Here is a 24,020-nt window from a genome sequence, read left to right on the forward strand (position 1 = left end):
TGCTGGACTGGAGGGCTGTGGCATAAATTGTATCGATCGGGCAGGCAGGCGCCGGCATGCAGATGCGGGCGCATGAAATTTCCCTAAGGATACATCCTGCCGATGATACGGTCATGGAATATTTTACTCAGACTAGGCGAACTGGGGCATATGCGTCGGTGCGGCGGTACGCTGTACAGGCCGTGTGGCGGTAAAACCACGTTGCGGGGTGACGCTGCCGATGTCGATGTCCGGATGATGGGTCTCGCGGAAGAACTTCAGCAGTGGATGGTTGGCGGCGCGCCAGCGTTCCTCGGCGGTGGCGATCTCGAAGGCCATCACGCGGTGCGGGATATTCCCGGTGTTACGCAGCGGCACCATTTCCTTGTCGCCGAAGACATCCTTGAACAGCAGTTGTTCGTACTGGCGGTCGACCGGGCTGCGGCCTGCGACCACGGCGAATTCGGTGCCACTTAATTCCCAGTAATCGAAAAATGCTTTCATCAATGCAACTTTGACCATATGGCCGATACGGCCCTCGCCCACGCCCAGGCGCTCCACTTCGCACAGGGCGCGGCCCTGCAGCCAGGCGGGCAGCGCCACCGATTCCTCGAGGTGCAGCGGACGGAAGATATTGGTCTGCAGGCGCGCGGTGCCGATCGGCGAGCCGTCCAGTTTGGACTCGGCCAGCAGCACGACGGTGTCTTCTTCGTAATCGCAGGCTTCCGGCACACTCAGGGTGCGGGCGAACTCGGGAACGTGGCGCGCATAGGCGGCATGGCGAATGCGGACTGCCTTCCGCAGGCCATCCTCGGTCTCGACACGGCGGACGGTGAACGGCAGGCGTTCGATCTTCATGCCTGCCCGCGGGTGCACGGCGGACACGGCGGCGGGGATGCGCATTTCCATGACAGGATTCCTTGATTGGCTAGACAACGGTTTTTCGTTTTGACCATTATCAATCGTTCAAAAAAATCCTAAGCCTTGAGGAAAGGCGCTTTTTACCCCCTTTTCACGCGTTCCCGAACACCCGTTCGATTCATGGACAGGCTTACATGAAGCGGGCCGTGCCGGCCACGCGGATCGAGCTGCCGGGCGCATTCCCGATATCCGCATGGAGGCGCGAGCGCATGCCCATGTCCTCGCCCTGCACCACGTCGATCGCTCCGCCGTGTGGCCAGCCGAGGTCGCGCAGATAGCCGGCCAGGGCTGCGGTGCCGGCGCCGGTGGCCGGGTCTTCGTAGACGCCGCCGATGGCGAAGGGGTTACGGGTATGGAGCAGGCGCGCGCTCTCGGCCCACACCAGCACGATGGTGACCAGGCCGTGGGCCTGCATCAGGGCGCGGCCGGCCTCGAGCTCGTAGCGCATCGCCGACAGCAAATCACGGCTCGCCAGGCCCAGCACCAGGTGGTCGTTGCCGGCATGGGCCAGGCCGGGCGGAATGCGCGGGTCGAGGTCGGCCTCGCTGTAGCCGAACAGGTCGAGCGCCGCGGCCACCAGTTGCGGGTCGGCCGGCCGGCTGCTGGTCGGCGGCGACTGCAGCGCCGCGGCCACCATCGCGCCCTCGCGGCGGCCTTCGACCGTGATCCTGGCCTGGTTCAGGGCCAGCGGGTAGACGCCGTCGCCGAACTCGCGCGCCAGCGCGGCGCCGAGGGCAATGGTGGCGTGGCCGCAGAACGGCACCTCGGCCGCCGGCGAGAAGTAGCGCACGCGGAAACCCTCGCCCCCCTCTTCCTTCACCGCGAAGGCGGTTTCCGAGAAACCCACTTCATGCGCCAGGCGCTGCATCTCGGCGTCCGGCGGCATGGCCGCGCCGATCCAGACGCCGGCCGGATTCCCGCCCTGGTCGCCGTCGGAAAAGGCGGCAATGCGAAGCACCGGGGTGGACGATAGTCTCATGGGGCTCTCCTCGAACTGGTTGAAAGAAGAATAATGATAATGCCGGCTTGACGGCGGCGCCGGACCGGCCTATATTTAGACATCCATCTAATTAGAGAAGAATCGAATATGACGGGCAAGCTCACCGCCGCGTTCAAGGCCATCGCCGATCCGACCAGGCGCGAAATCCTGCACCTGCTGCGCAAGGAAGAGATGACGGCCGGCGACGTCGCCGCCCACTTCGACATGACCAAGCCGACCATGTCGCACCACTTCGCGGTGCTGAAGGATGCCGGCCTGGTCAGCAGCCGGCGCGAGGGCCAGACCATCTGGTACGCGCTGAACACGACCGTCCTGGAAGACGTGCTGGCCTGGACGATGGACATGGCGCGCGGCGGCGCGCGCGATTGACATAAGGGAGACAAGAATGACGAAGAAGCGTTTTCTGTGGTGGTCGATTCCGGTGCTCGTGCTGGTGCTGGGAGCGACCGCGCTGGTCTACCGCGACCTGCCGGACATCATCCCCATCCACTGGAACGCGGCCGGCGAAGCCAACGGCTACGGCGCGCGCATTACGATCTTCCTGCTGCCCCTCATCATGGGCTTGATGCTGCTGCTGTGGCCCGTCCTGCCGACGGTCTCGCCGGACAAGTTCCGCGTCGAAGGCTTCAGCGACACCTGGTGGTTCAGCGGCCTGGTGATGGTCGCCCTGCTCGCCTACGTGCAGGTCGTACAGCTGGCGGTGCTGGCGCACGGCTCGCTGGACATCGGCCGCGCCCTGCTCGGCGGCATCGGCATCGCCTTCGTCCTGCTGGGGAATGTACTGGGCAAGGTGAAGCGCAACTTCTGGCTCGGCGTGCGCACCCCCTGGACCCTGGCCAGCGACCGGGTCTGGTATTCGACCCACCGGCTGGCCGGCAAGACCATGGTGACGGGCGGCCTGGTGGTGCTGGCCGCCGCGCTGGCCGGCTTGCCCCCGTATGTGTCTACCGCCGCGCTGCTGGCGGGGGCGCTGGTGCCGGTGGTTTACTCGCTGGTGTATTACAAGCGGCTGGAGCGCGCCGGCGGCGCGTGAGCGTGGGCACGGGGTGCCCACGACCGCAAACGGATCAGAAACCCGGCGGGCGCTCCCCCGCCACACCCGCGGCCTTCTCCAGGGCCAATCCCACCCGCCCGATCGTGCCCTCGTCGAACAGGCGTCCGATCAGGGTCACGCCATGCGGGACGCTGCGCGGCGGCGAGAATGTCGGCAGCGGTTGCGCCGGATCCGGCGCCCAGTCGCTGCGCGCCTGCGTCACCTCGACCTGCCCGGTACGCAGGGTCAGCGAGGGGTGGCCGGTGAAGTTCGAGATCGTCAGCATCTCGTCGCGCAGCGAAGGTACGAGAAGAAGGTCGACCTGGCTGAAAATGCGTGTCATCTCCAGCGCCACCTTCCTGCGCATGCGGTCGGCCTGCACGAAGTCCACCGCCGACAGGAAGCGCGCCTCGCGGAACAGGTTCGGCCAGGCATCCGGCACCTGGGCTTTCAGCTGGTCGACGCGGTGGTCCAGCGTGATCTCCTCGAAGGCCGCCGCCGCTTCGGCGAACAGCACCGCGTTCAGCGACTGATACGGCCAGTCCGGCAAGGTCACCGGCACCGGGTTCAAGCCCAGCTTCTTCAGGTTCTCCAGCGCGGCGCGGTCGGCATCAAGGGCCGGCGCCTCCTTCATCCAGTCGGCAAAATAGCCGACCTTCAGGCCCGCCACCTTCGCGTTCGCGTCGTAGTCCAGCTTCGCGGGCACGCCGGCGACGTCGCCGGGGTCGGTGCCGGAGATCGCCTTCAGCACCAGCATCGCATCCTCGACGCTGCGCGTCATCGGCCCCAGCTTGTCGAGCGACCAGCACAGGGTCATGGCGCCGGTGCGCGGCACCCGGCCATAGGTCGGGCGCAGGCCGGTGACGCCGCAGCGCATCGACGGGCTGACGATGCTGCCGCCGGTCTCGCTGCCGATCGAGAACGCGACCAGGGCGGCGGCGGTGGCCGCGCCCGGGCCGGCGCTGGAGCCCGAAGCGCCCTCTTCCAGCAGCCATGGATTCATGGTCTGGCCGCCGAACCAGACGTCGTTCAGCGCCAGCGCGCCCAGGCTCAGCTTGGCGATCAGCACGGCGCCGGCGGCATCCAGCTTCGCCACCACGGCCGAGTCCTGGGCCGGCACGCGGTCGCGATTGAATTCCGCGCCCCAGGTAGTGCGGATGCCTTTCGTATCCAGCAGGTCCTTCACGCCGTACGGAATGCCGTGCAGCGGGCCGCGGTATCTGCCTGCGGCGATTTCCTTGTCCGCCAGGCGGGCGCGCGCCAGCGCATGCTCTTCGGTCAGCGTGATCACGCTGCGCAGCTTGCCGTCGTAGCGCTTGATGCGGTCCAGGTAGATGCGGGTCAGCCGTTCGGACGTCAGCGCACGCGTCTCGATCCAGCGCGAGAGTTTCGCGACCGGGGCGTAGGCGATGTCCTCGTCGTTCTTCGGCAGCGGGCCGGCATCGCTGCGGCTGCGCACGAAGCGTTCGCGCACGGGTCCACCCGTTGCGCCCACGGCCGCCGCTTTCGCCCCGACTGTCGCCGGGGACCAGACCGTGGCCGGCGCGATGCCGTCCTCGATCGCCAGCTTGCGCGGCCCGGTGCGCCGCTCCATCGTCGAGGCCAGCGATACCCGCCAGCTGCCGGCCGCCATCTGGCGTTCGGCGGGCGTCATCGACACCTGCATCAGCTTTTCGGCTTCGGCAAAGGTGGCGGGCGTGACTTCCGGGCCGACCGCCGGGGTGGCGCCGAAGGTCGGCGGCGCACCAGGGGTATCGGCCACTTGCGGGACGGGTTCGGAACGGGCGGCGCCGGCGACGGCGAGCAGGCCGAGCGGCGCATTGATCAGGAACTGGCGGCGTTGTGTCATGACTCCTCTGCGGTTGGGTGACGGACTTGGAGCGTTGCGCGCTCTTGTCCGTCGATCCTAACCGATGCTCGTGAGCGGAACAACAAGCCGGTCCCAGCGGATCACAAGCGCCCGAAAACGAGGCTGGCGTTCACGCCGCCGAAGCCGAAGCCATTCGATATCGCGTACTCGGTCGCTATCGCGCGGGCCGCTCCGGCGACGATGTCGACGCCGTCCGCCGCCGGGTCCGGCCGGGCCAGGTTCAGTGTCGGCGGCGCCAGCTGGTCGCGCAGTGCGAGCACGGTGAAGATCGCTTCCACGCCGCCGGCTGCGCCCAGCAGGTGGCCGGTGGCCGACTTGGTGGCCGAGACGGCCGGGCCGCGGCCCGCGCCGAATACGGCCCTGATTGCGGCAAGCTCGCTGGCATCGCCTGCCGGGGTCGAGGTCGCATGGGCGTTCAGGTGCCCGATCATGGCCGGGGCGATGCCAGCCTGGCGGATCGCGGCCTGCATGGCGCGCCGGCCGCCGGCGCCGTCGTCCGGCGGCGAGGTCATGTGATGGGCGTCGGCGCTGGTGCCGTAGCCAAGCAGTTCGGCGATCGGCACGGCGCCGCGCCGCAAGGCGTGCTCGAGTTCTTCGATGACCAGGATGCCCGCGCCCTCGCCCATCACGAAGCCGTCCCGCTCCAGGTCGAACGGCCGCGAGGCCGCCGCAGGGTCGTCATTGAAGCCGGTCGACACCGCCCTGGCGGCGGCGAAGGCGCCCAGGCTGACGCGGTCGATGCAGGCCTCGGTCCCGCCGCAGACGGCGATATCGGCCTCGCCGGCCCTGATCAGGCGCGCGGCGTCGCCGATGGCCTGGGCGCCGGCGGCGCAGGCGGTGACGGGCGCACCGATGGGACCGCGCAAGCCGTGGCGGATCGAAATCTGTCCGGCCGCCATATTCGCCAGAAAGCTCGGCACGGTGAAGGGTGAAAGGCGCTTCGGGCCACGCGCATCGAGGGTGCGCACCGCGTCCGTGATCGTGCCGAAGCCGCCGACGGCGGAAGCCACGATGGTGGCCGTCCGTTCGCGCTCCTCGTCGGTCTCGGGCCGCCAGCCGGCCTGCTCCAGCGCCTCGCCGGACGCCGCCAGGGCGAACAGGCTGAAGCGGTCCATCTTCTTCAGATCCCGGGTTTCGGCCACCAGCCCGGCGTCGAATCCCCATGGCCGGTCCGGCGCCAGCGCCGGCACCAGCCCGCCGACCTTGCACGGCATCCCGTCCGCCAGCGCGTCGTTCAGGGGAACCAGTCCCGAACGGCCCTGCAGCAGATGGGCCCAGGCGGTCCCGGCTCCACATCCCAGGGGCGATACCATGCCCATGCCGGTCACGACGATGCGTCTCGTAGTCAAAGCGATGCTCCCATGTGTTGATGAGCGATGCAGCCGGCGATGCGCAAAGCACGCCAATGGCACGTTGCCGAGCCCGCCTCAAGGCCGCATCATCCCGTTGAACTGATGAGAAGTATAGGCAAATGAGTCGGGAATAATTGCCCCGTCACGCCAACTTATATGCAAAGTGCGCCATAATCACGGACCATGAACCTGCCCTCGCCAAGCGCCGTCACGGTGTCGGCCCGCGTCCTGCACGAGATGCTGCATGCCTTGCGCGGCAGCCGCGGCAAGGACGTGGCCGCACAGGCGCTGGCCAGCGCCGCCATTCCGCGCTCGCTGCTGCACCGGCCCGGCGCGCGCATCACCCGGCAACAATACGGGGCGCTCTACCGCGCCATCGCGGCGACGCTCGACGATGAAATGCTCGGCCTGTGGTCGAGGCCGATCCGGAGCGGCACCCTGAAATACCTGATGCTCAGCCTGCTCGACGCRCCGACCGTGCTGGTGGCGCTGAACCGTTTCGTCCGTTTCTGGAACCTGCTGCTCGACGACTACCGCCTGCACCTCGCGACCAGGAACGAAACGGTCGGCATCGCCCTGCTGGAGAGGACGCCGGATACCGAGGTCAAGCCACTCGGCCATGCGCTGATGATGAAGCTGGTCCACGGCATCGTGTCGTGGCTGCTCGGCCGCGACGTCACGCTGCTCCGGGCCGAATTCCGCTTTCCTGAGCCCAGGCATGTCGAGGATTATGTGTTCATGTTTCCGGGCGACGTAGGCTTCGATGCGGCTGCCACCGGCATTTCCCTCGCCTACGCGGACTGCGCGTCCGCGTTCAAACGCGAGAAGCACGAGCTGTGGGCCTTCCTCAAACGCGCTCCCGAAGACTGGGTATTCCGCCAGGCGGAAGGCGGCACCGTCGCCGCGAAAGCGCGCGCCTATCTCGAGCAGACGCTCTCCCGGCCGGCCACGATCGACGGCCTTGCCTCGGCCTTGCATATGTCGGTCCGTACCCTCAACCGCCGCTTCGCCGAAGAAGGGACGCACTTCCAGCAGGTGAAGGATGGATTGCGGCGCGACGTCGCGGTGCACCGGCTGACGCATTCGAACACGCCGGTGGCGGCGCTGGCCTTCGACCTCGGATTCGCCGATGCCACAGGTTTTTGCCGCGCCTTCAGGCACTGGACCGGCAGCAGTCCTCTTGAATACCGCAACGGTGCGCGCCGGGCGGATGTCATTCACTATCCCGATTTTCCAGCTCCGGATAGTGCCGGAAGATCCCCTCCTCATTGAAAGGCAGCCGTCGCTTCGATTTCAGATAGGCCGCGATTCGCGGCCGCTTCGCCACCCGCTCGCGCAGCGCGCCGAGCAGAGGATAGCTCGCATCGATCCGCGCCATCGTCGCCGGAAAGGCATAGCGCAGGCCCTCGACCAGCTGGAACAGCGACAGGTCGGCATAGGTGAGCGTGGCGCCGGTCAGGTAGTCCTTCGGCTCCGGCCGCGCAAGGACGCCTTCGAAGTAGTCGAGGAATTTCGGGATGCGCGTCTCGATGAAATCGGCCGAACGGCGCTTCGCTTCCGGACGCTGGTCTTCGTAATACAGCGAGGTCGCGATCGGGTGATGGGTGTCGTGGGTTTCGGCGACCAGGTCGGCGATCGTCAGCTGCAGCTGGTGCACCCATAAGCCACCGGCCTCGTCCGTGGGCGCCAGGCCATGGTGCTGGCCCAGGAAGAGCAGGATGTTCGCCGTCTGGCCGATGGTCAGCCCGCCCGCCCTCAGGAAGGGCGGCGCGAACGATGGATGGTCGGGACCGTCCATCGCCGCCAGCATGCGCGCCATGCCGCCCGGTTCGCGGGCCACGTCGACGTAGTCGACCCCGGCTTCCTCCAGCGCCAGCCGCACGAATTCGCCGCGGCCCTGGATCGTCGGCCAGTAAAAAAGTTCGTACACCATGCGACGCTCCTCATCTTATTCGGGATGACTCAATTATTCATTAGGATTTCGATGTTCGGCGCGGCAATCGTGCTAGTCTTGCGACTGGCAACCTCTGCCTGACAAAAAATCAACAAGAGACATCGTGATCACGAATAAGAAAACCCCAGGGATGCGTTATCGAGCGTGGCGATCTTGACCTGCTTGGCATTTTATTTCCATTGAGCAATATCACCGTGCCGCCAAAGCCGGTGAGCCAAGATAGAACCACCCCGATAATGAATGCCCGGAGCGCACCATGATTTTCGCTCACCTCACCAAGCACTGGATGGCCCGCCGCAGCCAGTACAGCCTGACCTCCTGGATCCTCTGCATCGCGCGCAGCCTGCGCGTGCTGGCCTATATGCGCGACCATCGCGCACTGTGCCAGCTCGGCGTCTACCGCAACCACGTGGCGCTGCCGTCGAACGACGACCCCTTCCACCACCTCAGTCACCGCGACTACCTCATCAAGGGCCTGTCGGCGCGGCGCCGCGTGCAGGCGGTCCTGAGCCACTACCGCTTCGAGGAAACCACCTTCAACGACGCCTACAAGCAGGCCGTCTACGGCGCCCGCTGCCTGCCGCTGTGGCAGATCGATGCCGACGGCAGCAGCTTCATGATCCAGCTCGAAATGGCGTCGCGCAGCAATGCCGAGGGCGACCTGACCCTGGCCCTGGTCGCCGACGGCAAATGCCTGCACCGCCTGTCCTTCAGCTGGCTGGAAGGCCACATGGTCGGCGTCGATGCGCCGGTGGTGCCCTTCATCGCCCGCAACCAGGGCCGCTGGGTCGATTCCGGCGCCGCCTTCGAAGCCTTCGAGCGCGTATTCCCTAACAATTCCCCCAGCTTCTTCTGCTTCGCCGCGATGCAGGGCGTGGCGCAGGCGGTCGRCATCGACCAGGTCGTGGCCATCCGCAGCGAAGATCACATCGCCTACGACCCCGACCCGGAAAAGCACTTCGCCAATGCCTACGACGGCTTCTGGAAAATCCTGGGCGGCGAGGAAATGCCGGGCAAGCGGGGCTACCGGATCGCCCTGCCCTTCTACGTCAAGCCGCTGTCCGAAATGCCGTCCAAGCACCGCAAGCGCGCCGCCCAGCGCCGCGAACACTGGCGCCTGATCTGCGAATCCGCCCGCACGACGCTGCAGCGCCACCTGCTGCATGCCCGCGCCCACGTCGAGCATGCGGCGCCGGTGCTGGAGCCGGCGCAGGTCTGAACTCCGGCGGCGGACCGCCCGCCAACGCGCTTTTCCCGCTTGCGCGATAATCCCCCTCCTCTGCAACCCGAGGGGGATTTTTATTTTGCTTAACTTCGACTTCCACAATCCTACCCGCATCCTGTTCGGCGAGAACCAGATCGAGCACCTGGCGCAGCTGGTCCCTGCCCGCGCGCGCGTGCTGGTGCTGTACGGCGGCGGCAGCATCCGCGCCAACGGCACCTACGACGCTGTGATGGCCGCCCTGGACGGCCGTACCATCTTCGAATTCGGTGGCATCGAGCCGAACCCCAGCTACGAGACCCTGGTCGAGGCCATCGCCGTGGTCAAGCGCGAGAACATCGACTTCCTGCTCGCGGTGGGCGGCGGCTCGGTCATCGACGGCACCAAGTTCGTTGCCGCCGGCAGCCTGCTGGATGCCGACCCGTGGACCATTCTCGAACAGCGCGCAAAGAACGTGAGCGCGGCCCTGCCTTTCGGCGCGGTGCTGACCCTGCCGGCCACCGGCTCCGAGATGAACTCCGGCAGCGTGATCACCAAACAAGCCACGCAGGAAAAATTCGCCTTCATGTCGCGCCTGGTGTTCCCGCAGTTCGCCATCCTCGACCCGACCCGCACCTATACCCTGCCGGCACGCCAGGTCGGCAACGGCATCGTCGACGCCTTCGTCCACATCATGGAGCAGTACATGACGGTGCCGGCCGATGCCAAGGTGCAGGACCGCTTTGCCGAGGGTCTGCTGCAGACCCTGGTGGAAGAAGGTCCGCGCGCGCTGGCCGAGCCCGACAACTACGCGGTGCGCGCCAACCTGATGTGGACCGCGACCCTGGCCCTGAACGGCCTGATCGGCGCCGGCGTGCCGCAGGACTGGTCCACCCACATGATCGGCCACGAACTGACCGCACTGTACGGCCTGGACCATGCACAGACCCTGGCGCTGGTACTGCCGGCCATGCTGCGCGAACGCCGCGATGCCAAGCGGGCAAAGCTGCTGCAGTACGCGGCGCGCGTATGGGGCCTGCGTGACGGCGACGAAGATGCGCGCATCGAGGCGGCCATTGCCCGCACTGAGGACTTCTTCCGCGCAGTCGGCGTGGGTACCCGCTTTGCCGACTATGGCCTCGGCAAGGATGTCGTGCCGGCCGTCGTCGCCGCCCTGGAAGCGCACGGCATGACGAACCTGGGCGAAAGCGGCGAGGTCACGCTGAACGTGAGCCGCAAGGTTCTCGAGCGCTGCGCCTGATGTAGACGCACGGTGGGGTGCGCGGACAGCCGTGCACCCCGCTTTGTTCTGGCAAGCCAGACTGGCACTCGATATCGCCAAAGTTCAATTGCTCATGAACATCGCCTGCATCGCCTGGGGCTCCCCGCGTATCACCGGATGGATGCGCGGCAAGCGCATCGACGCCGTGGTCTGGACCGCCCTGCCCGCCAAATTCGACCGCGCCAGCGGCCGTGCGCCGACGGCCGGGGAAGCCGTCGCCTGGCTCGGCAGCCTGCGCGGCGGCGAGCGCGCCAAGGCCGAGGACTACATCCGCCGCACACCCGCCCACATCGACACGCCCTACCGCCGCCTCATCGAAGCCCGCCTGAGCTGGCGGCCGTTGCGCGAAGCCTACATAACGCAAAGAAGCTGAGCGCCATCCGGCGAGCATTGCCAGACTCGCCACGCTCGCCCGCATCCGTGCTACACTCGCGCCTTCGCTAGGGGTCCTGGAAGCCGATCTGCTTCCGGGTGAGAGATACCCTTCGTACCTGATCTGGATAATGCCAGCGAAGGAAAGCGCAACGCGGTGCCGAACGGCGCCCACTCCAGTTTGCCCTTCCCCGAGCCGGCGCGAAGACGAGCAAACAATGAAACCACAACTGAAGTACCCGATCCTCGCCTGCGCCATCGCGCAAGCCTTCTCCCTCAACGTCCATGCGCAGGAACAGAACGGCCAGCCGATCGCCGAAGTGGTCGTGACCGGCGCCCGCGCCGGACTGGAACGCGCCGCCGTCGGCGGCTTCTCCGAATCCTCGCTGTGGGAAACCCCGGCCTCGATCAGCGCGATCGACCGCACCCGGATGCAGGACCTGTCGATCCGTAATGCCACCGAGGCGATGCGCTACGACGCCTCGGTCAGCGACGCCTACAACGCGGTCGGCTATGCCGAACAGTTCTCGATCCGCGGCTTCGCCCTCGACAACAACTACAGCTACCGCAAGGATGGCTTCGCGATTCCGGGCGACACCCAGATCCCGCTGGAGAACAAGGAACGCATCGAGGTGCTGAAGGGCCTGGCCGGCCTCACCGCCGGCGTCGCCACCCCGGGCGGCATCGTCAACTACGTGACCAAGCGCCCGACCAATACCCCGCTGCGCTCGGCCACCGTCGAAGTGAGCGAGCGCGGCACCCTGTACGGCACGGTCGACCTGGGCGGCCGCTTCGACGACCGCCGCTTCGGCTACCGCATCAATGCCGCCGCCGCCGACCTGCATTCCTATGTGCGCGGCGCCAACGGCGACCGCCAGTTCGTGTCCGGCGCCTTCGACTGGCAGATCAGCCCGGACGCCCTGTTCCAGGTCGACTTCGACTACCAGCACAAGGCCCAGCTCACCGCACCCGGCTATCAGCTGATCCGCAACGAGGTGCTGCCGTCCGGCGTCTCCGCCAGGCTGCTGCTCAATGACCAGCCCTGGGCCCGTCCGGTCGATACCCGCGACACCAATCTCGGCCTGCGCTTCGAGTACAAGCTGGCGGACGGCTGGAAAGCGCTGGTTGCCGCCAACAAGCACTGGTTCAAGCGTAACGACTACACCGCCTTCCCCTACGGCTGCAGCAACGAGGGCGCGGGCTACTATCCGGGCTTCTGCTCGAACGGCGACTACGACGTCTACGACTACCAGAGCGAGGGCGAGCGCAAGACGCCGTGGGGCCTGCAGGCGATGCTGCAGGGCCGCTTCGCCACCGGCGCGCTGCGCCATGAGCTGACCGTCGGCGCCTCGTATTCGGAGCGCCACGACAGCTTCGGCGACTATGTTTACGACCTGGTCGGCTACAGCAATATCTGGCATCCGCTGGACACCCCGCACGCCGGCCCGGACCGCGTCACCGGCCCCGTGTTCGAACGCCGCAGCGACCAGGAGAGCGCGCTGTTCGCCCAGGACATCGTGACCATCACCCCGCAGCTGACCCTGCACGGCGGCCTGCGCTACGTCGAGACCAAGCGCCGCGACTGGGAAGACGACCGTCCGGTCGTGCACACCGCCGGCTACGTGGATAGCAAGGATTCCTTCCTGCTGCCGAGCGTCGCCCTGGTCTACAACCTGAATCGCGACTGGAACGTCTACGGCTCCGTGAGCCACGGCCTGCAGCACGGCGGCATCGCGCCGATGGAAACCTCGAACGAGAACCAGGTGCTGGAACCGGGCCGCTCGAAGCAGTTCGAACTGGGCGCCAAGGGCTCCGTGCGCGGGGTGAACCTGTCGGCCTCGCTGTTCCAGATCCGCCAGGGCCTCGAGTACACGGACCCGAACCGCACCGTGGCCGTGGTGGTCGACGGCGACACCGTGCAGCGCCATCCCTACGTGCGCGGCGGCCGCGAGACCCACCGCGGCATCGAGCTGTCGGCGGACGGCAAGCTGGCTTCCAACCTGCAGGCCGGCCTGTCGCTGATGGCCCTGAACACCCGGCAGGACGGCACCGGCGATCCGACCATCGACGGCAAGCGCGTCACCGACGTCCCCAGCGTCAAGTCGACCGCCTGGATCGAGTACGCCGTGCCGCAAGTGCCCGGCCTGAAGGTCGACGCCAACTGGCAGTACTCGGGCAAGAAGGCCTTCGATGTCGAGAACCGCGTGTTCGTGCCCGACTACCACGTGTTCGGCCTCGGCGCCGCCTGGGCCATGAAGCTGGGCGTGACGAAAGTGACGCTGCGCGCCCGCGTCGACAACCTGTTCGACAAGTTCTACTGGCGCGACGTCACGCCGGCGCTGGGCGGCTACCTGCTGCCGGGCGCGCCGCGCACCTTCCGCGTGTCGGGGCAATTCGACTTCTGATCGCGAAGCTCAGGGAGGACCGAGCAGGTCCTCCACCTGGCGCAGCCGCTGCGCCAGGTCTCCCTCCAGCAGCGTGAACGGGATGCCCCGTTCGCGCAGCACCGCCAGCAGGCAGTCGTGCACCTGCTTCCTCACCTCTTCCGATTCGCGCTGCAGGCCGTCCGGCACCCAGGGAAGGTCCAGGCCCGCCACCAGGGTCGCCGCATAGTCGTGCGCGGCTTCCATCTCCAGCAGTTCCACCGGCACCCGGCCCCAGTAGATGCGGCTGTAGACCGCCGTCATCAGCGGCGTGGTGTCGCAGAACAGGAAGCGCCGCGCATCCTTCGATCCGGCCAGGGCATCCTCGCGCCCGCGCTGGGCGCGCGCGATCGCGGGCTGGTCCTCTTCGCGCGGCACCCGCTGCTCCGTCTCGACGAACTCGCGCAGGTACTCGGGCACCCACAGCGTGCCGTAGCGCGCCGCCAGCGCCGGCGCCAGGGTCGACTTGCCGGTCGACTCGGCGCCGAGAATCGCAATCCGCGCCGGTAGCGAGCCGCGCGTCATCGCGCCCCCTCGCGCGCCGCACGCGCCCAGGCGCGCAGGCCCAGCACCGCCATCCCCACGAACACCGCGTACAGGATCGCGGTCAGGTGCAGGTCCTTGTAGACGTACAGGCCGACATACAGGATGTCGACCACGATCCACACATGCCAGTTCTCGACCTTCTTGCGCGCCGCCAGCAGGGTGCCGAGCAGGCTGCCGGCGGTGAGGAAGCCGTCCATGTGCGGCACGTCGGTGTCGGTGTAACCATGCAGGAACCACGACAGGATGAAGAAGCCCAGTCCCCATCCGGCCAGCGACCAGATCCAGCCCTTCGCGTCCAGGCGCGTCACCACCAGCGGCTTGTCATCTTCGCCCGTACCGCGCAGCCATTCGTACCAGCCCCACACTGCAGCGGCGATGAAGACCGCCTGCAGGCCGGCGTCGCCGTACAGGCGGGCCTCGAAGAACACGACGCCGTAGGTGGCGGACGACACGATCGCGAACAGCCAGGCCCAGTGGATGCGGCGGATGTTGAGCAGCACCGTGACGATGGAGAGGACGAAGGAGATGAGTTCCAGCGGGGTCGTCGGGAAGCCGAGGAAGGTGAGCGGGTCGTTCATAGCGGTCGATTATCGAAGCTGGAGCGCGATTGCGCAAGCCGAAGGCGTGACAATTGGTGAGTCATTTGGGGGTTCATACATACATAATGAGCGGATCGTCCCGCCGGGACCGAACGGAGCCATCATGACGCTGCGATCCCTGTTGTTGTGTACCTTCCTGCTGGCCGCCAGCGCGGCGCCCGCCCTGGCCGCGCCCACCGTGCCGCTCGCCGCCTTCGTCTACGAAGACCAGTTCTCGCATCCGCGCCTGGCGCCGGACGGCAAGCACATCGCGATCACGGCGCGGGTCCCGGACGGCGACCGTTTCGTTCCCGTCGTGACCTTCTACTCGGTGCCGGAGATGACGATGACGGGCGCGATCCGCATGCCCGCCTTCGAGGTGCCGCTCGACTACCAGTGGCTGACGAATACGCGGCTGGCGATCACCAAGGGCATCGAACTGGGCTCGCGTGAAAAGCCGGTTCCCACCGGCGAGGTGCTGGCCGCGGAACTCGACGGCGGCAAACAGGAATACCTGTACGGCTACAAGATGCGCAACAGCTCCAGCCGCGGCAGCCGCTACGGCGCCGACGAAGGATATGGCTACATCGAAGACATCCCGCGCAGCCGCAACGGCCACCTGTTCATCGCCTCCCACGCCTGGGAAGGCAGCCACAGCTTGCTGTACGACGTCGATTCGCGCAGCGCGGTGCGCAGCCTGGTGGCCGACCTGCCGCTGTCGGACCTGGGTTTCGTCATCCAGAACAACGGGGTGCCGCGTTTCGCCTTCGGTGCGAACGACAGCGCGGAACGGGTCCTGATGCGCTTCGACGATGCCGGCAAGCGTTGGCGCAAGGCCGACGCCCAGCTCGGGCGGCGCTACGCTCCGATGGGCTTCAACGCCGACGACAGCGCCCTCTACGTCAGCTACTCGGCCGACGGCGGCCCGTATGAACTGATCCGCGAGCAGGTCGCCGACGGCAAACGGACGACGCTGTTCAAGGACGRGACCGGCAGCGTCACCAGCGTGATGTACGGCGCCAAGCTGGGCGAACCCTTCGGCGCCTCGACCTCGATCGGCCGGCCGCGCGCCGTCTACTTCGACGAGAACAGCGCGGAAGCCCGCCTACACAGGGACTTGAGCGCCCAGTTCCCCGACCATCGGGTCAGCTTCGTCGATTTCAGCGACGACGGCACGGTCCTGCTGTTCGGCGTGTCGAGCGACCGCGACCCCGGCTCCTTCTATCTGCTCGACCGCAAGACCATGAAGGCCAGCCTGCTGTTCTCCTCCCTCGAGACCATCGACCCCGACAAGATGGCGCCGCGCCGCCCGATCAGCTTCCAGGCGCGCGACGGTCTCGAACTGCACGGCTACCTGACCATGCCGGCGCACGCGCAAGGAAGCAAGGTGCCGCTGGTGCTGATGCCGCACGGCGGCCCGTTCGGCATCGCCGACACCTGGCGCTACGATAACGACGCCCAGTTCCTGGCCAGCCGCGGCTATGCGGTCCTGCAGGTCAACTTCCGCGGCTCCGGTGGGCGCGGGGACGGATTCATGGAAGCCGGCTACCGCGAATGGAGCGGCAAGATCCAGGACGACCTGGTCGACGGCGTGCGCTGGGCGGTGGCGCAGGGCGAGGTCGACGGACGGCGCATGTGCGTGTACGGCGCCAGCTTCGGCGGCTATTCGGCACTGATGCTGGCGGCGCGCGAACCGGCGCTGTTCAAGTGCGCGGTCGGCTACATCGGCGTGTACGACCTGACCCTGCTGGCCAAGCCCGAGAACAACCGCAAGGACGCCTACCGCGCCGCCTACATCGGCAAGACCGTGGGCGCCGACAGGGCCGCGCTGGAGAAGGCGTCACCGGTGACGCTGGCGGCGAACATCACGGCGCCGGTGCTGCTGGTCCACGGCGGCAAGGACAAGCGGGCGCCGGTCGAACACGCGGAAGCGATGCGCGCGGCCCTCGTCAAGGCGGGTCATACGCCCGAGTGGTTCCTTGCTCCCAACGAAGGCCACGGCTTCTACGACACGAAGAACGTGACCGAGTTCTACCAGCGGCTCGAGACCTTCCTGGCCAAACATCTCGGCCAGTAGGTGCCCTTGCGACGCTCGCCACTGCCCGGATCCGGACACCCTTGCCCGCGCACGGGCAGGACCCGGCGCCTGATGGCGGCTTCCGCCCAGTGAAGCGGTGCTGGCACGATGCTTGCAATAAAGGATGCATCTTCACTCCTTCATCGCAAGCATCGTCATGGACCAAGCCATCGGCATCGATCTGCTCCGCCGCCGCCGCCACTTTCGGCTCGCCACCGGCCTCCTGCTGTGCGCCGGCTTCCTCGGCGCCGCCTGGGGCATCAACCGCGTCGTGCGGCCGGGCGTTTCCGCCGCCGACATCGTGGTGGCGGAGGTGCGGCGCGGCGGCGTCGACAACACCATCAACGCCGCCGGCGTGGTCATTCCCGTACACGAGGAAGTCGTGTCCAGCCCCGGCGCCAGCCGCATCGCCAAGGTCCACGCCAAGCCGGGCCAGCAGGTCAGGCAGGGCGAGCTGCTGCTGGAACTGGACGACCGCGAGATCCGCCTGGCGCTGGAAGCCCTGAAGGAGCAGCTGGCGCAGCAGGAAAACAGGGTCGTCGTGCTCAAGCTGGAGATGGACCAGAAGCTCAAGCAGACCAGGTCCGCCATCGAACTGCTGGAGATCGACCTCCAGGCCAGCCGCGCGCTGCGCGAGCGCAACCGCAAGCTGCGCGAAAGCGGCCTGGTGTCGGGCCAGGACCTGCTCACCTCGGAGCTGAACGTGCAGCGCAACGAAGTCCAGCTGCGCCAGCAGCACGAGCTGATCGAGGACACGCGGCGCGCCACCGCCAGCGCCGTCGCCGCCGCGAATCTGCAAAAGGAGATCCTGCAGAAGCAGATCGCCCGCCAGGACGGGCTGCTGCAGCAAACCAGGGTGACCGCGCCCTTCTCCGGCATGCTGACTTCAGTGGTCGAGGAAGAAGGCGCCAGCGTCGCCGCCGGCCAGCTGGTGGCGCGCGTGTCGGAGCTGAACAACTACCGCGTCGAAGCGACCCTGTCCGACTTCCACGCCCGCCAGCTGGCCGCCGGCCAGCCTGTGCGCGTCGAGCAGAACGGCGAAATCCTGGCCGGCCGCGTGCACACCATCCTGCCCGAAATCCAGAACGGCACCATCAAGCTGCTGGTCGACCTCGAACAGCCGCACAACCCGCACCTGCGCAACAAGATGCGGGTCGACGTCAACGTCGTCACCGCCAGCCGCGCGAACGTGCTGGTGATCGACAACGGCGCCGCCTTCAACGGCAAGGGCCGCCAGCCGGCTTTTGCCGTGCACGAAGGCGCCGCCAGCAAGACCTGGATCGAGCTCGGCTCGAGCGACGGCAAGCTGGTCGAAGTCGTGAACGGCGCCCGTGCCGGCGACCGCTTCATCGTGTCCGACACCAGTACTTTCAAGGATCTGGACAGCATCCGCATTTCGAATTGACCGACAAAACGAGGGGAACAACAATGATCAGACTGAACAAGGTCAGCAAGACCTACCGCACCGACAAGGTCGAGACCCTGGCCCTGAAGGACATCGACCTGCACGTCAGGGAAGGCGAATTCGTCGCCATGATGGGACCGAGCGGCTGCGGCAAGAGCACGCTGCTGAACATCATCGGCCTGCTCGACCGGCCCGGCAAGGGCAGCGTGGAAGTCGGCGGCACTTCGGTTGCCCGCTACGGCGACCGCCAGCTGGCCGGCATGCGCAACCGCACCTTCGGCTTCATCTTCCAGAGCTTCCACCTGATCCCGGACCTGCGCGTGATCGACAATGTCGAACTGCCCCTGCTCTACCGCAGCGGCAGCGGCAGCGAGCGGCGCCGGCTAGCGCGCGAGGCCCTCGAAAAGGTGGGCCTGGGTGCACGCATGGACCACTACCCGAACCAGCTGTCGGGCGGCCAGCAGCAGCGCGTGGCGATCGCGCGCGCCATCGTCGGCCAGCCGAAAGTGCTGCTGGCCGACGAACCGACCGGTAACCTGGACAGCAAGATGGGCGAGGAAGTCATGGACATCCTGCTCAAGCTGAACGCCGAGGGCACCACCGTGGTGATGGTCACCCACGACGAGCGCGAAGCGCGCCGCACCCACCGCATCGTGCGCCTGTTCGACGGCCAGCTGGTCACGCCGGAGCACCTCCATGCTGCGTAACTACCTGCTCACCGCCTGGAAGGTCTTCATGCGCCGCAAGCTGTTCACGGCGATCAACCTGGCCTGCATCGTGCTCACCCTGGTGGTGCTGATGGTGATCAGCGCCCTGCTGGAAACCACCTTCTGGCCGACCGGCGTCGAAGGGAAGAGCGAGCGCTTCCTGCAGATCTACACCATGCGCAGCATGAGCGCCGACCACAGCACCATCCGCACCGGCACGCTGGGCTTCAAGACCATCGACAAATACCTCAAGCCCATGCCGGGGGTCGAGCGGGTGTCCGCCTTCACCACGCCGGACGCGGTATCGGTCTACCAGGGCGACCGCGTCAGCGAGCTGCAGATGCGGCGCGTGGACGCCGACTACTGGAAGATCCTCGACTTCAAGGTGCTGGCGGGGCGCCTGCCGAACGAGGACGATGAAGCCGGCGGCCGCCTGGTGGCCGTGATCAACGCCTCGACCGCCCGCAGGCTGTTCGGCGGCGCGCCGCAACAAGCGGTCGGCCAGACCATCAGCGCAGGCGGCCAGCTGTTCCGCGTGATCGGCGTGGTCGACGATGTCATCCACTTCAATGCCTATGCCGACATGTGGGCGCCGCTCTCCACCTTCCCGTCGAGCGACTACCAGAACCAGCTCACCGGCTCCTTCGCCGCCATGCTGCTGGCCAGGGACAAGGCCGACCTGCCGCGTATCCAGCAGGAAGTCGCGCGCATCGCCAAGGGCTATGTGGCGGAAGACCCGAAGACCTTCGCCACCACGACCTTCTGGGCCGACAGCAAGCTCGACCTTTTCGCCCGCAACCTGCTCGGCGGCGAGATCAACCGGGACGAGGGCCMGGATTCCGGCGCCCGCAAGCTGCTGGCGTATATCGCCGGCGGCATGCTGGTGTTCATGCTGCTGCCGGCCCTGAACCTGGTCAACCTGAACATGGGGCGCATCCTCGAACGCAGCGCCGAGATCGGGGTACGCAAGGCCTTCGGCGCCACCAGCATGCAGCTGGCCGGACAGCTGGTGGTCGAGAACATCCTGCTGTGCCTGGCCGGCGGCCTGCTCGGCCTGGCCGCCACACAGGGGGTGCTGTGGTGGCTGGAGCAATCGCAGCTGATTCCCTACCTGCAGGTGAGCGTCAACCTGCCGGTGTTTGGTTGCGGCATGCTGCTGTCCTTCGTCTTCGGCCTGCTGTCCGGGCTGATCCCGGCCTGGAAGATGTCGCGTCTCGATCCCGTCCWCGCCCTGAAAGGAGCCGCATGATGCTGCGCCACCTGTTGAAGCTGACCTGGAAGCGCAAATCCAGGAACCTGTTACTGAGCCTCGAAATCCTGCTCGCCTTCGCCATCGTGTTCGGCGTGGCCGCCTTCGCGCTGCGCTACTGGCAGCTGTATCGCGAACCGATCGGCTTCGACGGCAGCGACACCTGGGCGGTCACGATCCGCACCGGCGAGGATACCGCGAAGATCCCGGCCGATACCTACGACACCCTGCGCCGCGGCCTGCGGGCGCTGCCGAAGGTGCGCACGGTCGGCTTCGCCGCCTACGCGCCGTACCGGATGTCGACCTGGCACACCTCCTTCAAGTCGCCGCAGACCGGCGCCGACGTCAACACCAACATCCTCGAGGCCGACGAGGGTTTCGCCGACGCGATCGGCATGAAGATGGTGCGCGGACGCTGGTTCGACGCCAGCGACGAAGGCGCGGCGGTACAGCCGGTGGTCATGGACCGGCGCATGGCGGCGGCCATGTTCCCCGGGAAGGATGCCCTGGGCCAGCAGCTGACCCATACCGAGAACAAGGTCGCGCAGACGCTGAAGGTGGTCGGCATCATCGACACCTACCGCAACAAGGGGCCGCTGATTGCGCCCGCCAACTTCATCATGACACGCTTCGCGCCGCAGGCCGGCACCTCGCGCCTGAACGTCATCATGCTGAAGGTGGCGCCCGGTACGCCGCGCGCCTTCGAGGCGAAGCTGAACCGCCAGCTCAAGCTGATCCGTAACGACTGGTCCTATGAGATCGCGCCGCTGATGGCGATGCGCGCCTCGCTGCTGAAGGAACACCTGGTGCCGCTGGCCGTCCTCAGCGTGATCGCCGCCTTCATGCTGGCCATGGTGGCCTTCGGACTGTTCGGCGTACTGTGGCAGAACACCACGCGGCGCATCCCGGAGATCGGCCTGCGCCGCGCCATCGGCGCCCGTGCCGCCGACATCTACCGCCAGATCGTCGCCGAACAGCTGCTTGTCAGCTCTTTCGCGATGGTGCTCGGACTGGTGCTGCTGGTGCAGCTGCCGCTCACCGGGGCCATCGGCGAGAACCTGGACTGGCAAGTCTTCATCGGCGCCGCCGGGCTGTCGATGGCCGTGATCTATCTGCTATCCTTGCTCTGCTCGCTCTACCCGGGCTGGCGCGCCAGCCGCCTGAGTCCGACCGAAGCGCTGCACTACGAATAAAAAGGTTCGCATTAAAAATATGGAAGCAACACGCAAGCGGCGCATCCTGATCGTCGACGACGACAGCGCAGTCCAGGTCTCGCTGGCTCTGCTGCTCAAGCAGTCCGGCTTCGAGGCGGTCTGCGCCGACGGTCCGCAGCAGGCGCTGGAGCAGCTACAGGCCGGCCCGGTCGATCCGCAGTTCGACCTGGTTTTACAGGACATGAACTTCTCCCTGCAGACCAGCGGCGAAGAAGGACTGGACCTGCTGGCCCGCATCAAGCAGCTGCAGCCGGCGCTGCCGGTGCTCCTGATGACGGCCTGGGGTTCGATTTCGCTGGCGGTGCGCGGCGTGAAGGCCGGCGCCGCCAACTTCTTCACCAAGCCCTGGGACAACGCCCAGCTGGTGGCGCTGATCGAGGCCACGCTGGAGCTGGCAAGGCCGGCGCGTACGCCCGCCCTCACCCGCCGCGCGCTCGACGCGCAATGCGACTTTTCCGGCATCGTCGGCGAGCATCCGAAGCTGCTGAAGTTGCTGGAAACCATCGCCCAGGTGGCGCACACCCGCGCGCCGGTGCTGATCCTCGGCGAGAGCGGCACCGGCAAGGAGCTGATCGCCGACGCCATCCACCGCAACAGCCCGCGCGCCGCTCATCCCATCGTCAAGATCAATATGGGCGCGATCACGCCGACCTTGTTCGAGAGCGAGATGTTCGGTCATGTACGCGGGGCCTTCACCGATGCGCGCAGCGACCGCAAGGGCCACATCGCCAGCGCCGACAAGGGCACGCTCTTCCTCGACGAGATCGGCGAACTGCAGCGCGGCGACCAGGTCAAGCTGCTGCGCGTGCTGCAGGACCAGCGCTACCAGGCGGTCGGCGCCAGCTCCACGACCCAGGCCGACCTGCGCGTGGTGTCGGCCACCAACCGCGAGCTGGCAGAGCTGGTGGCGAGCGGCGAATTCCGCGAAGACCTGTTCTACCGCCTGAACCTGATCACGATCCGCCTGCCGCCGCTGCGCGAGCGGCGCAGCGACATCCCGCTGCTGGCGCGCCACATCGCCGCCGGCGTCGCCGAGGGCTACGGCCTGGGCGAGGTCGTGCTGGCGCCCGGCGCGCTGGACTGGCTGTCGAACCAGCCCTGGCCGGGGAATATCCGCCAGCTCAAGCAGACCCTGGAGCGTGCCCTGCTCCTGGCCGGCAAGCAGCATCTCGGCCAGGCCGACTTCCTGGCCGCCAGCGCGGTTGACGAGGGCGTACCGGGGGCGCGCCTGGGCGTGGACGGGATGACGCTCGAGCAGGTGGAGCGTCACATGATCGAACAGGCGCTGCAGCAGCACGCGGGGAATATCTCGCGCATGGCCAAGGCGCTCGGCCTGTCGCGTACGGCCCTGTACCGCCGCCTCGAACGCCACGGCCTGGGCGCCGGCGTGCGCGAGGAATGAAGCTTCGAGCATTGAAGCTCCAGCCGCCCAGGCTCCAGACGCGGCTGGCCGTCTACCTCGCACTCCTGCACCTGGCGCTGGGGGGCTGCGCCGTCCTGCTGCTGCCTGAGCGCCCGCTGCTGTTCGTCGGCGCCGAGCTGATGCTGGCGGCCAGCTTTGCGCTGGGCTGGTGGCTGATCCGCGGCGCGCTGGAACCGCTCGGCTACACGCGCCGCTTCCACGACCTGCTGCAGGACCAGCAATACGCCTCGCGGCTGGCGGCGCCCGGGGTGACGGAACTCGACGACCTGGTCGGCATGTTCAACGGCATGCTGACCGCCCTGCACCGCGAGCGCCTGGCGATCGGCGAGCAGCAGGGCTTCCTGGAACGGCTGCTGGAAGCCACGCCGAGCGCGGTGCTGGTGTTCGATTTCGACCATGCGATCAGCCTGGTGAACGCCAGCGCCACCGCCCTGCTGGGACTCGATGCGCCGCTCGGCAAGCCGCTGTCTGCCTGGACCGGCGATGACGCGGCCTTCGACCCGGCGCTCGACGAGCGCGGCCGCGCGCGCAGCCGCGACCTGGCGCGCCAGCTCGACGCCCTCGCCCTCGGCGACAGCCGCCTGCTGGTCGACACCGAGGGACGCCGCTATCGCGCCCAGCGCAGCCGCTTCTTCGACCGCGGCTTCGCCCGCCACTTCCTGATCGTCGAGGAGCTGACCGCGGAACTCGAGGACTCCGAACGCGCCACCTATGCGCGCCTGATCCGCGTGCTGGCGCATGAGGTCAACAACACGGTGGCGGCCACCGGCTCGGTGCTAGACTCCCTGCTGACCTACCGCGGCCAGCTGGCGGAGCGCGACGCCGGCGACTTCGTGACCGCCATCGTCGCCGTCAAGCGCCGCAACGTCAGCCTGGGCGAATTCATCGACCGCTTCACGCGGGTGGTGAAAATGCCGGCGCCGGAGCCGCGCCCGACCCGCCTGCAGGACGTGGTCGACGACATCCTGTGGCTGAACCGGGAACAGTGCAATGCGCGCGGCATCCAGCTGGGCTGGAGCCGCTGCGATACGGTGGCGCCGATGCCGCTGGACGTGAACCTGATCGAACCGGCCCTGCTGAACATCGTCAAGAACGCGGTCGAAGCCATCGACGAGCGCAATGCGCGCGACGGTTCGAGCGGCGGCGCGATTCGTGTGGAACTGGAAGATCTGGGCGAGCGCGTGCGGCTGTCGGTGATCGACTCCGGCGGCCTGCTCGAGGACGGGCAGGCGCAGCGCCTGTTCACGCCCTTCTTCAGCACCAAGCGCGGCGGCCAGGGAATCGGCCTGATGTTCGTGCGGGAGGTGCTGCAGCGGCATGGGGCCGGTTGTGCGCTGGCGCCCGCGGGGGCGGGTGAGACGCGCTTCGATATCTGGTTTCCGGCTGCCTGAAAACATCGTCCCCGCGAAGGCGGGGACGATGATGGGACTGATC

At 67.3% G+C, this 24,020-nt stretch carries 21 protein-coding genes and 1 riboswitch; of the genes, 14 read left to right on the plus strand and 7 right to left on the minus strand.

Annotated features, from left to right (window positions below):
- Positions 1-132 precede the first annotated feature (132 nt).
- Together AC1DIX_RS04860 and AC1DIX_RS04865 are read right to left on the minus strand one after the other, a co-directional pair.
- Complete coding sequence (locus tag AC1DIX_RS04860; protein WP_477322424.1) at positions 133-888, minus strand: hypothetical protein; 756 nt, start codon at positions 886-888, stop codon at positions 133-135.
- A gap of 142 nt (positions 889-1,030) precedes the next feature.
- Positions 1,031-1,879: a PhzF family phenazine biosynthesis protein gene (locus AC1DIX_RS04865; protein ID WP_477322426.1), complete on the minus strand. Its 849-nt coding sequence runs from the start codon at positions 1,877-1,879 to the stop codon at positions 1,031-1,033.
- 108 nt (positions 1,880-1,987) lie between these two features.
- On the opposite strand from AC1DIX_RS04865, the gene AC1DIX_RS04870 reads away from it, so the two are divergent.
- Positions 1,988-2,269, plus strand: a complete 282-nt coding sequence (locus AC1DIX_RS04870) for an autorepressor SdpR family transcription factor (protein ID WP_477322428.1) — start codon at positions 1,988-1,990, stop codon at positions 2,267-2,269.
- A 16-nt stretch (positions 2,270-2,285) separates the two neighbouring features.
- Positions 2,286-2,933, plus strand: a complete 648-nt coding sequence (locus tag AC1DIX_RS04875; protein WP_477322430.1) for an SdpI family protein — start codon at positions 2,286-2,288, stop codon at positions 2,931-2,933.
- A gap of 34 nt (positions 2,934-2,967) precedes the next feature.
- Here AC1DIX_RS04875 and AC1DIX_RS04880 read toward each other — a convergent pair whose 3' ends face one another.
- Both AC1DIX_RS04880 and fabF read right to left on the minus strand, forming a co-directional pair.
- Positions 2,968-4,782 carry an amidase gene (locus AC1DIX_RS04880; protein WP_477322432.1) on the minus strand — a complete coding sequence of 605 codons (1,815 nt, stop codon included), beginning with the start codon at positions 4,780-4,782 and terminating at the stop codon, positions 2,968-2,970.
- Between the two features lie 101 nt (positions 4,783-4,883).
- Entirely contained in the window at positions 4,884-6,152 is a 1,269-nt protein-coding gene (fabF, locus tag AC1DIX_RS04885) for a beta-ketoacyl-ACP synthase II (protein ID WP_477322434.1), read from the minus strand.
- Positions 6,153-6,338: 186 nt separating this feature from the next.
- Between fabF and AC1DIX_RS04890 the strand changes: the two genes are divergently transcribed.
- On the plus strand, positions 6,339-7,427 hold the full coding sequence (locus tag AC1DIX_RS04890) for an AraC family transcriptional regulator (RefSeq protein ID WP_477322436.1): 1,089 nt from the start codon (positions 6,339-6,341) through the stop codon (positions 7,425-7,427).
- On the opposite strand, the gene AC1DIX_RS04895 is transcribed toward AC1DIX_RS04890, so the two are convergent.
- Positions 7,369-8,088, minus strand: a complete 720-nt coding sequence (locus AC1DIX_RS04895; RefSeq protein ID WP_477250885.1) for a glutathione S-transferase — start codon at positions 8,086-8,088, stop codon at positions 7,369-7,371. The two genes, AC1DIX_RS04890 and AC1DIX_RS04895, sit on opposite strands and share 59 nt — an antisense overlap.
- A 277-nt stretch (positions 8,089-8,365) precedes the next feature.
- On the opposite strand from AC1DIX_RS04895, the gene AC1DIX_RS04900 reads away from it, so the two are divergent.
- From AC1DIX_RS04900 to AC1DIX_RS04915, 4 genes are all read left to right on the plus strand, one after another.
- Positions 8,366-9,328 carry a DUF535 family protein gene (locus AC1DIX_RS04900; protein ID WP_477322438.1) on the plus strand — a complete coding sequence of 321 codons (963 nt, stop codon included), beginning with the start codon at positions 8,366-8,368 and terminating at the stop codon, positions 9,326-9,328.
- Positions 9,329-9,413: 85 nt separating this feature from the next.
- Entirely contained in the window at positions 9,414-10,571 is a 1,158-nt protein-coding gene (locus AC1DIX_RS04905) for an iron-containing alcohol dehydrogenase (protein ID WP_477322440.1), read from the plus strand.
- 94 nt (positions 10,572-10,665) lie between these two features.
- Positions 10,666-10,965, plus strand: a complete 300-nt coding sequence (locus AC1DIX_RS04910; protein WP_477322442.1) for a hypothetical protein — start codon at positions 10,666-10,668, stop codon at positions 10,963-10,965.
- A gap of 59 nt (positions 10,966-11,024) precedes the next feature.
- Positions 11,025-11,127, plus strand: a riboswitch (TPP riboswitch).
- A 55-nt stretch (positions 11,128-11,182) separates the two neighbouring features.
- The gene (locus AC1DIX_RS04915) at positions 11,183-13,369 is read left to right on the plus strand and encodes a TonB-dependent siderophore receptor (protein ID WP_477322444.1); all 2,187 of its coding nucleotides are present in this window, start codon (positions 11,183-11,185) and stop codon (positions 13,367-13,369) included.
- 9 nt (positions 13,370-13,378) lie between these two features.
- Here the strand turns inward: AC1DIX_RS04915 and AC1DIX_RS04920 are convergent, their stop codons facing one another.
- Both AC1DIX_RS04920 and pnuC read right to left on the minus strand, forming a co-directional pair.
- The gene (locus AC1DIX_RS04920; protein ID WP_477322446.1) at positions 13,379-13,912 is read right to left on the minus strand and encodes an AAA family ATPase; all 534 of its coding nucleotides are present in this window, start codon (positions 13,910-13,912) and stop codon (positions 13,379-13,381) included.
- Complete coding sequence (gene pnuC, locus AC1DIX_RS04925) at positions 13,909-14,511, minus strand: nicotinamide riboside transporter PnuC (protein WP_477322448.1); 603 nt, start codon at positions 14,509-14,511, stop codon at positions 13,909-13,911. The genes AC1DIX_RS04920 and pnuC overlap by 4 nt, the downstream gene beginning before the upstream one ends.
- Positions 14,512-14,635: 124 nt before the next feature.
- Between pnuC and AC1DIX_RS04930 the strand changes: the two genes are divergently transcribed.
- The 7 genes from AC1DIX_RS04930 (at position 14,636) to AC1DIX_RS04960 (ending at position 23,977) form a co-directional block, all read left to right on the plus strand.
- Positions 14,636-16,588 carry an alpha/beta hydrolase family protein gene (locus AC1DIX_RS04930; RefSeq protein ID WP_477322450.1) on the plus strand — a complete coding sequence of 651 codons (1,953 nt, stop codon included), beginning with the start codon at positions 14,636-14,638 and terminating at the stop codon, positions 16,586-16,588.
- A 157-nt stretch (positions 16,589-16,745) separates the two neighbouring features.
- Positions 16,746-17,993 (plus strand): efflux RND transporter periplasmic adaptor subunit, encoded by a 1,248-nt coding sequence (locus tag AC1DIX_RS04935; protein WP_477322452.1) that lies wholly within the window; start codon positions 16,746-16,748, stop codon positions 17,991-17,993.
- A gap of 23 nt (positions 17,994-18,016) precedes the next feature.
- On the plus strand, positions 18,017-18,700 hold the full coding sequence (locus AC1DIX_RS04940) for an ABC transporter ATP-binding protein (protein ID WP_442123751.1): 684 nt from the start codon (positions 18,017-18,019) through the stop codon (positions 18,698-18,700).
- A complete protein-coding gene (locus AC1DIX_RS04945) occupies positions 18,690-19,949 on the plus strand; it encodes an ABC transporter permease (RefSeq protein WP_477322454.1) in 1,260 nt (419 codons plus the stop codon). Before AC1DIX_RS04940 ends, AC1DIX_RS04945 begins: the two co-directional genes overlap by 11 nt.
- On the plus strand, positions 19,946-21,142 hold the full coding sequence (locus AC1DIX_RS04950) for an ABC transporter permease (protein WP_477322456.1): 1,197 nt from the start codon (positions 19,946-19,948) through the stop codon (positions 21,140-21,142). Before AC1DIX_RS04945 ends, AC1DIX_RS04950 begins: the two co-directional genes overlap by 4 nt.
- A 19-nt stretch (positions 21,143-21,161) precedes the next feature.
- A complete protein-coding gene (locus AC1DIX_RS04955) occupies positions 21,162-22,565 on the plus strand; it encodes a sigma-54-dependent transcriptional regulator (protein ID WP_477322459.1) in 1,404 nt (467 codons plus the stop codon).
- Positions 22,562-23,977, plus strand: coding sequence for a sensor histidine kinase (locus tag AC1DIX_RS04960; protein WP_442123755.1), 1,416 nt, complete (start codon positions 22,562-22,564; stop codon positions 23,975-23,977). Before AC1DIX_RS04955 ends, AC1DIX_RS04960 begins: the two co-directional genes overlap by 4 nt.
- The last annotated feature ends 43 nt before the right edge of the window (positions 23,978-24,020 follow it).

It is taken from the genome of Massilia sp. 05N420 (assembly GCF_056397205.1).

Coding starts and splice junctions, on each gene's coding strand:
- AC1DIX_RS04895 (WP_477250885.1), bottom strand. CDS start 8,088: ATGGTGTACGAACTTTTTTACTGGCCGACGATCCAGGGCCGCGGCGAA.
- AC1DIX_RS04935 (WP_477322452.1), top strand. CDS start 16,746: ATGGACCAAGCCATCGGCATCGATCTGCTCCGCCGCCGCCGCCACTTT.
- AC1DIX_RS04910 (WP_477322442.1), top strand. CDS start 10,666: ATGAACATCGCCTGCATCGCCTGGGGCTCCCCGCGTATCACCGGATGG.
- AC1DIX_RS04915 (WP_477322444.1), top strand. CDS start 11,183: ATGAAACCACAACTGAAGTACCCGATCCTCGCCTGCGCCATCGCGCAA.
- AC1DIX_RS04940 (WP_442123751.1), top strand. CDS start 18,017: ATGATCAGACTGAACAAGGTCAGCAAGACCTACCGCACCGACAAGGTC.
- AC1DIX_RS04870 (WP_477322428.1), top strand. CDS start 1,988: ATGACGGGCAAGCTCACCGCCGCGTTCAAGGCCATCGCCGATCCGACC.
- AC1DIX_RS04955 (WP_477322459.1), top strand. CDS start 21,162: ATGGAAGCAACACGCAAGCGGCGCATCCTGATCGTCGACGACGACAGC.
- AC1DIX_RS04920 (WP_477322446.1), bottom strand. CDS start 13,912: ATGACGCGCGGCTCGCTACCGGCGCGGATTGCGATTCTCGGCGCCGAG.
- AC1DIX_RS04950 (WP_477322456.1), top strand. CDS start 19,946: ATGATGCTGCGCCACCTGTTGAAGCTGACCTGGAAGCGCAAATCCAGG.
- pnuC (WP_477322448.1), bottom strand. CDS start 14,511: ATGAACGACCCGCTCACCTTCCTCGGCTTCCCGACGACCCCGCTGGAA.
- AC1DIX_RS04960 (WP_442123755.1), top strand. CDS start 22,562: ATGAAGCTTCGAGCATTGAAGCTCCAGCCGCCCAGGCTCCAGACGCGG.
- AC1DIX_RS04860 (WP_477322424.1), bottom strand. CDS start 888: ATGGAAATGCGCATCCCCGCCGCCGTGTCCGCCGTGCACCCGCGGGCA.
- AC1DIX_RS04875 (WP_477322430.1), top strand. CDS start 2,286: ATGACGAAGAAGCGTTTTCTGTGGTGGTCGATTCCGGTGCTCGTGCTG.
- AC1DIX_RS04865 (WP_477322426.1), bottom strand. CDS start 1,879: ATGAGACTATCGTCCACCCCGGTGCTTCGCATTGCCGCCTTTTCCGAC.
- AC1DIX_RS04880 (WP_477322432.1), bottom strand. CDS start 4,782: ATGACACAACGCCGCCAGTTCCTGATCAATGCGCCGCTCGGCCTGCTC.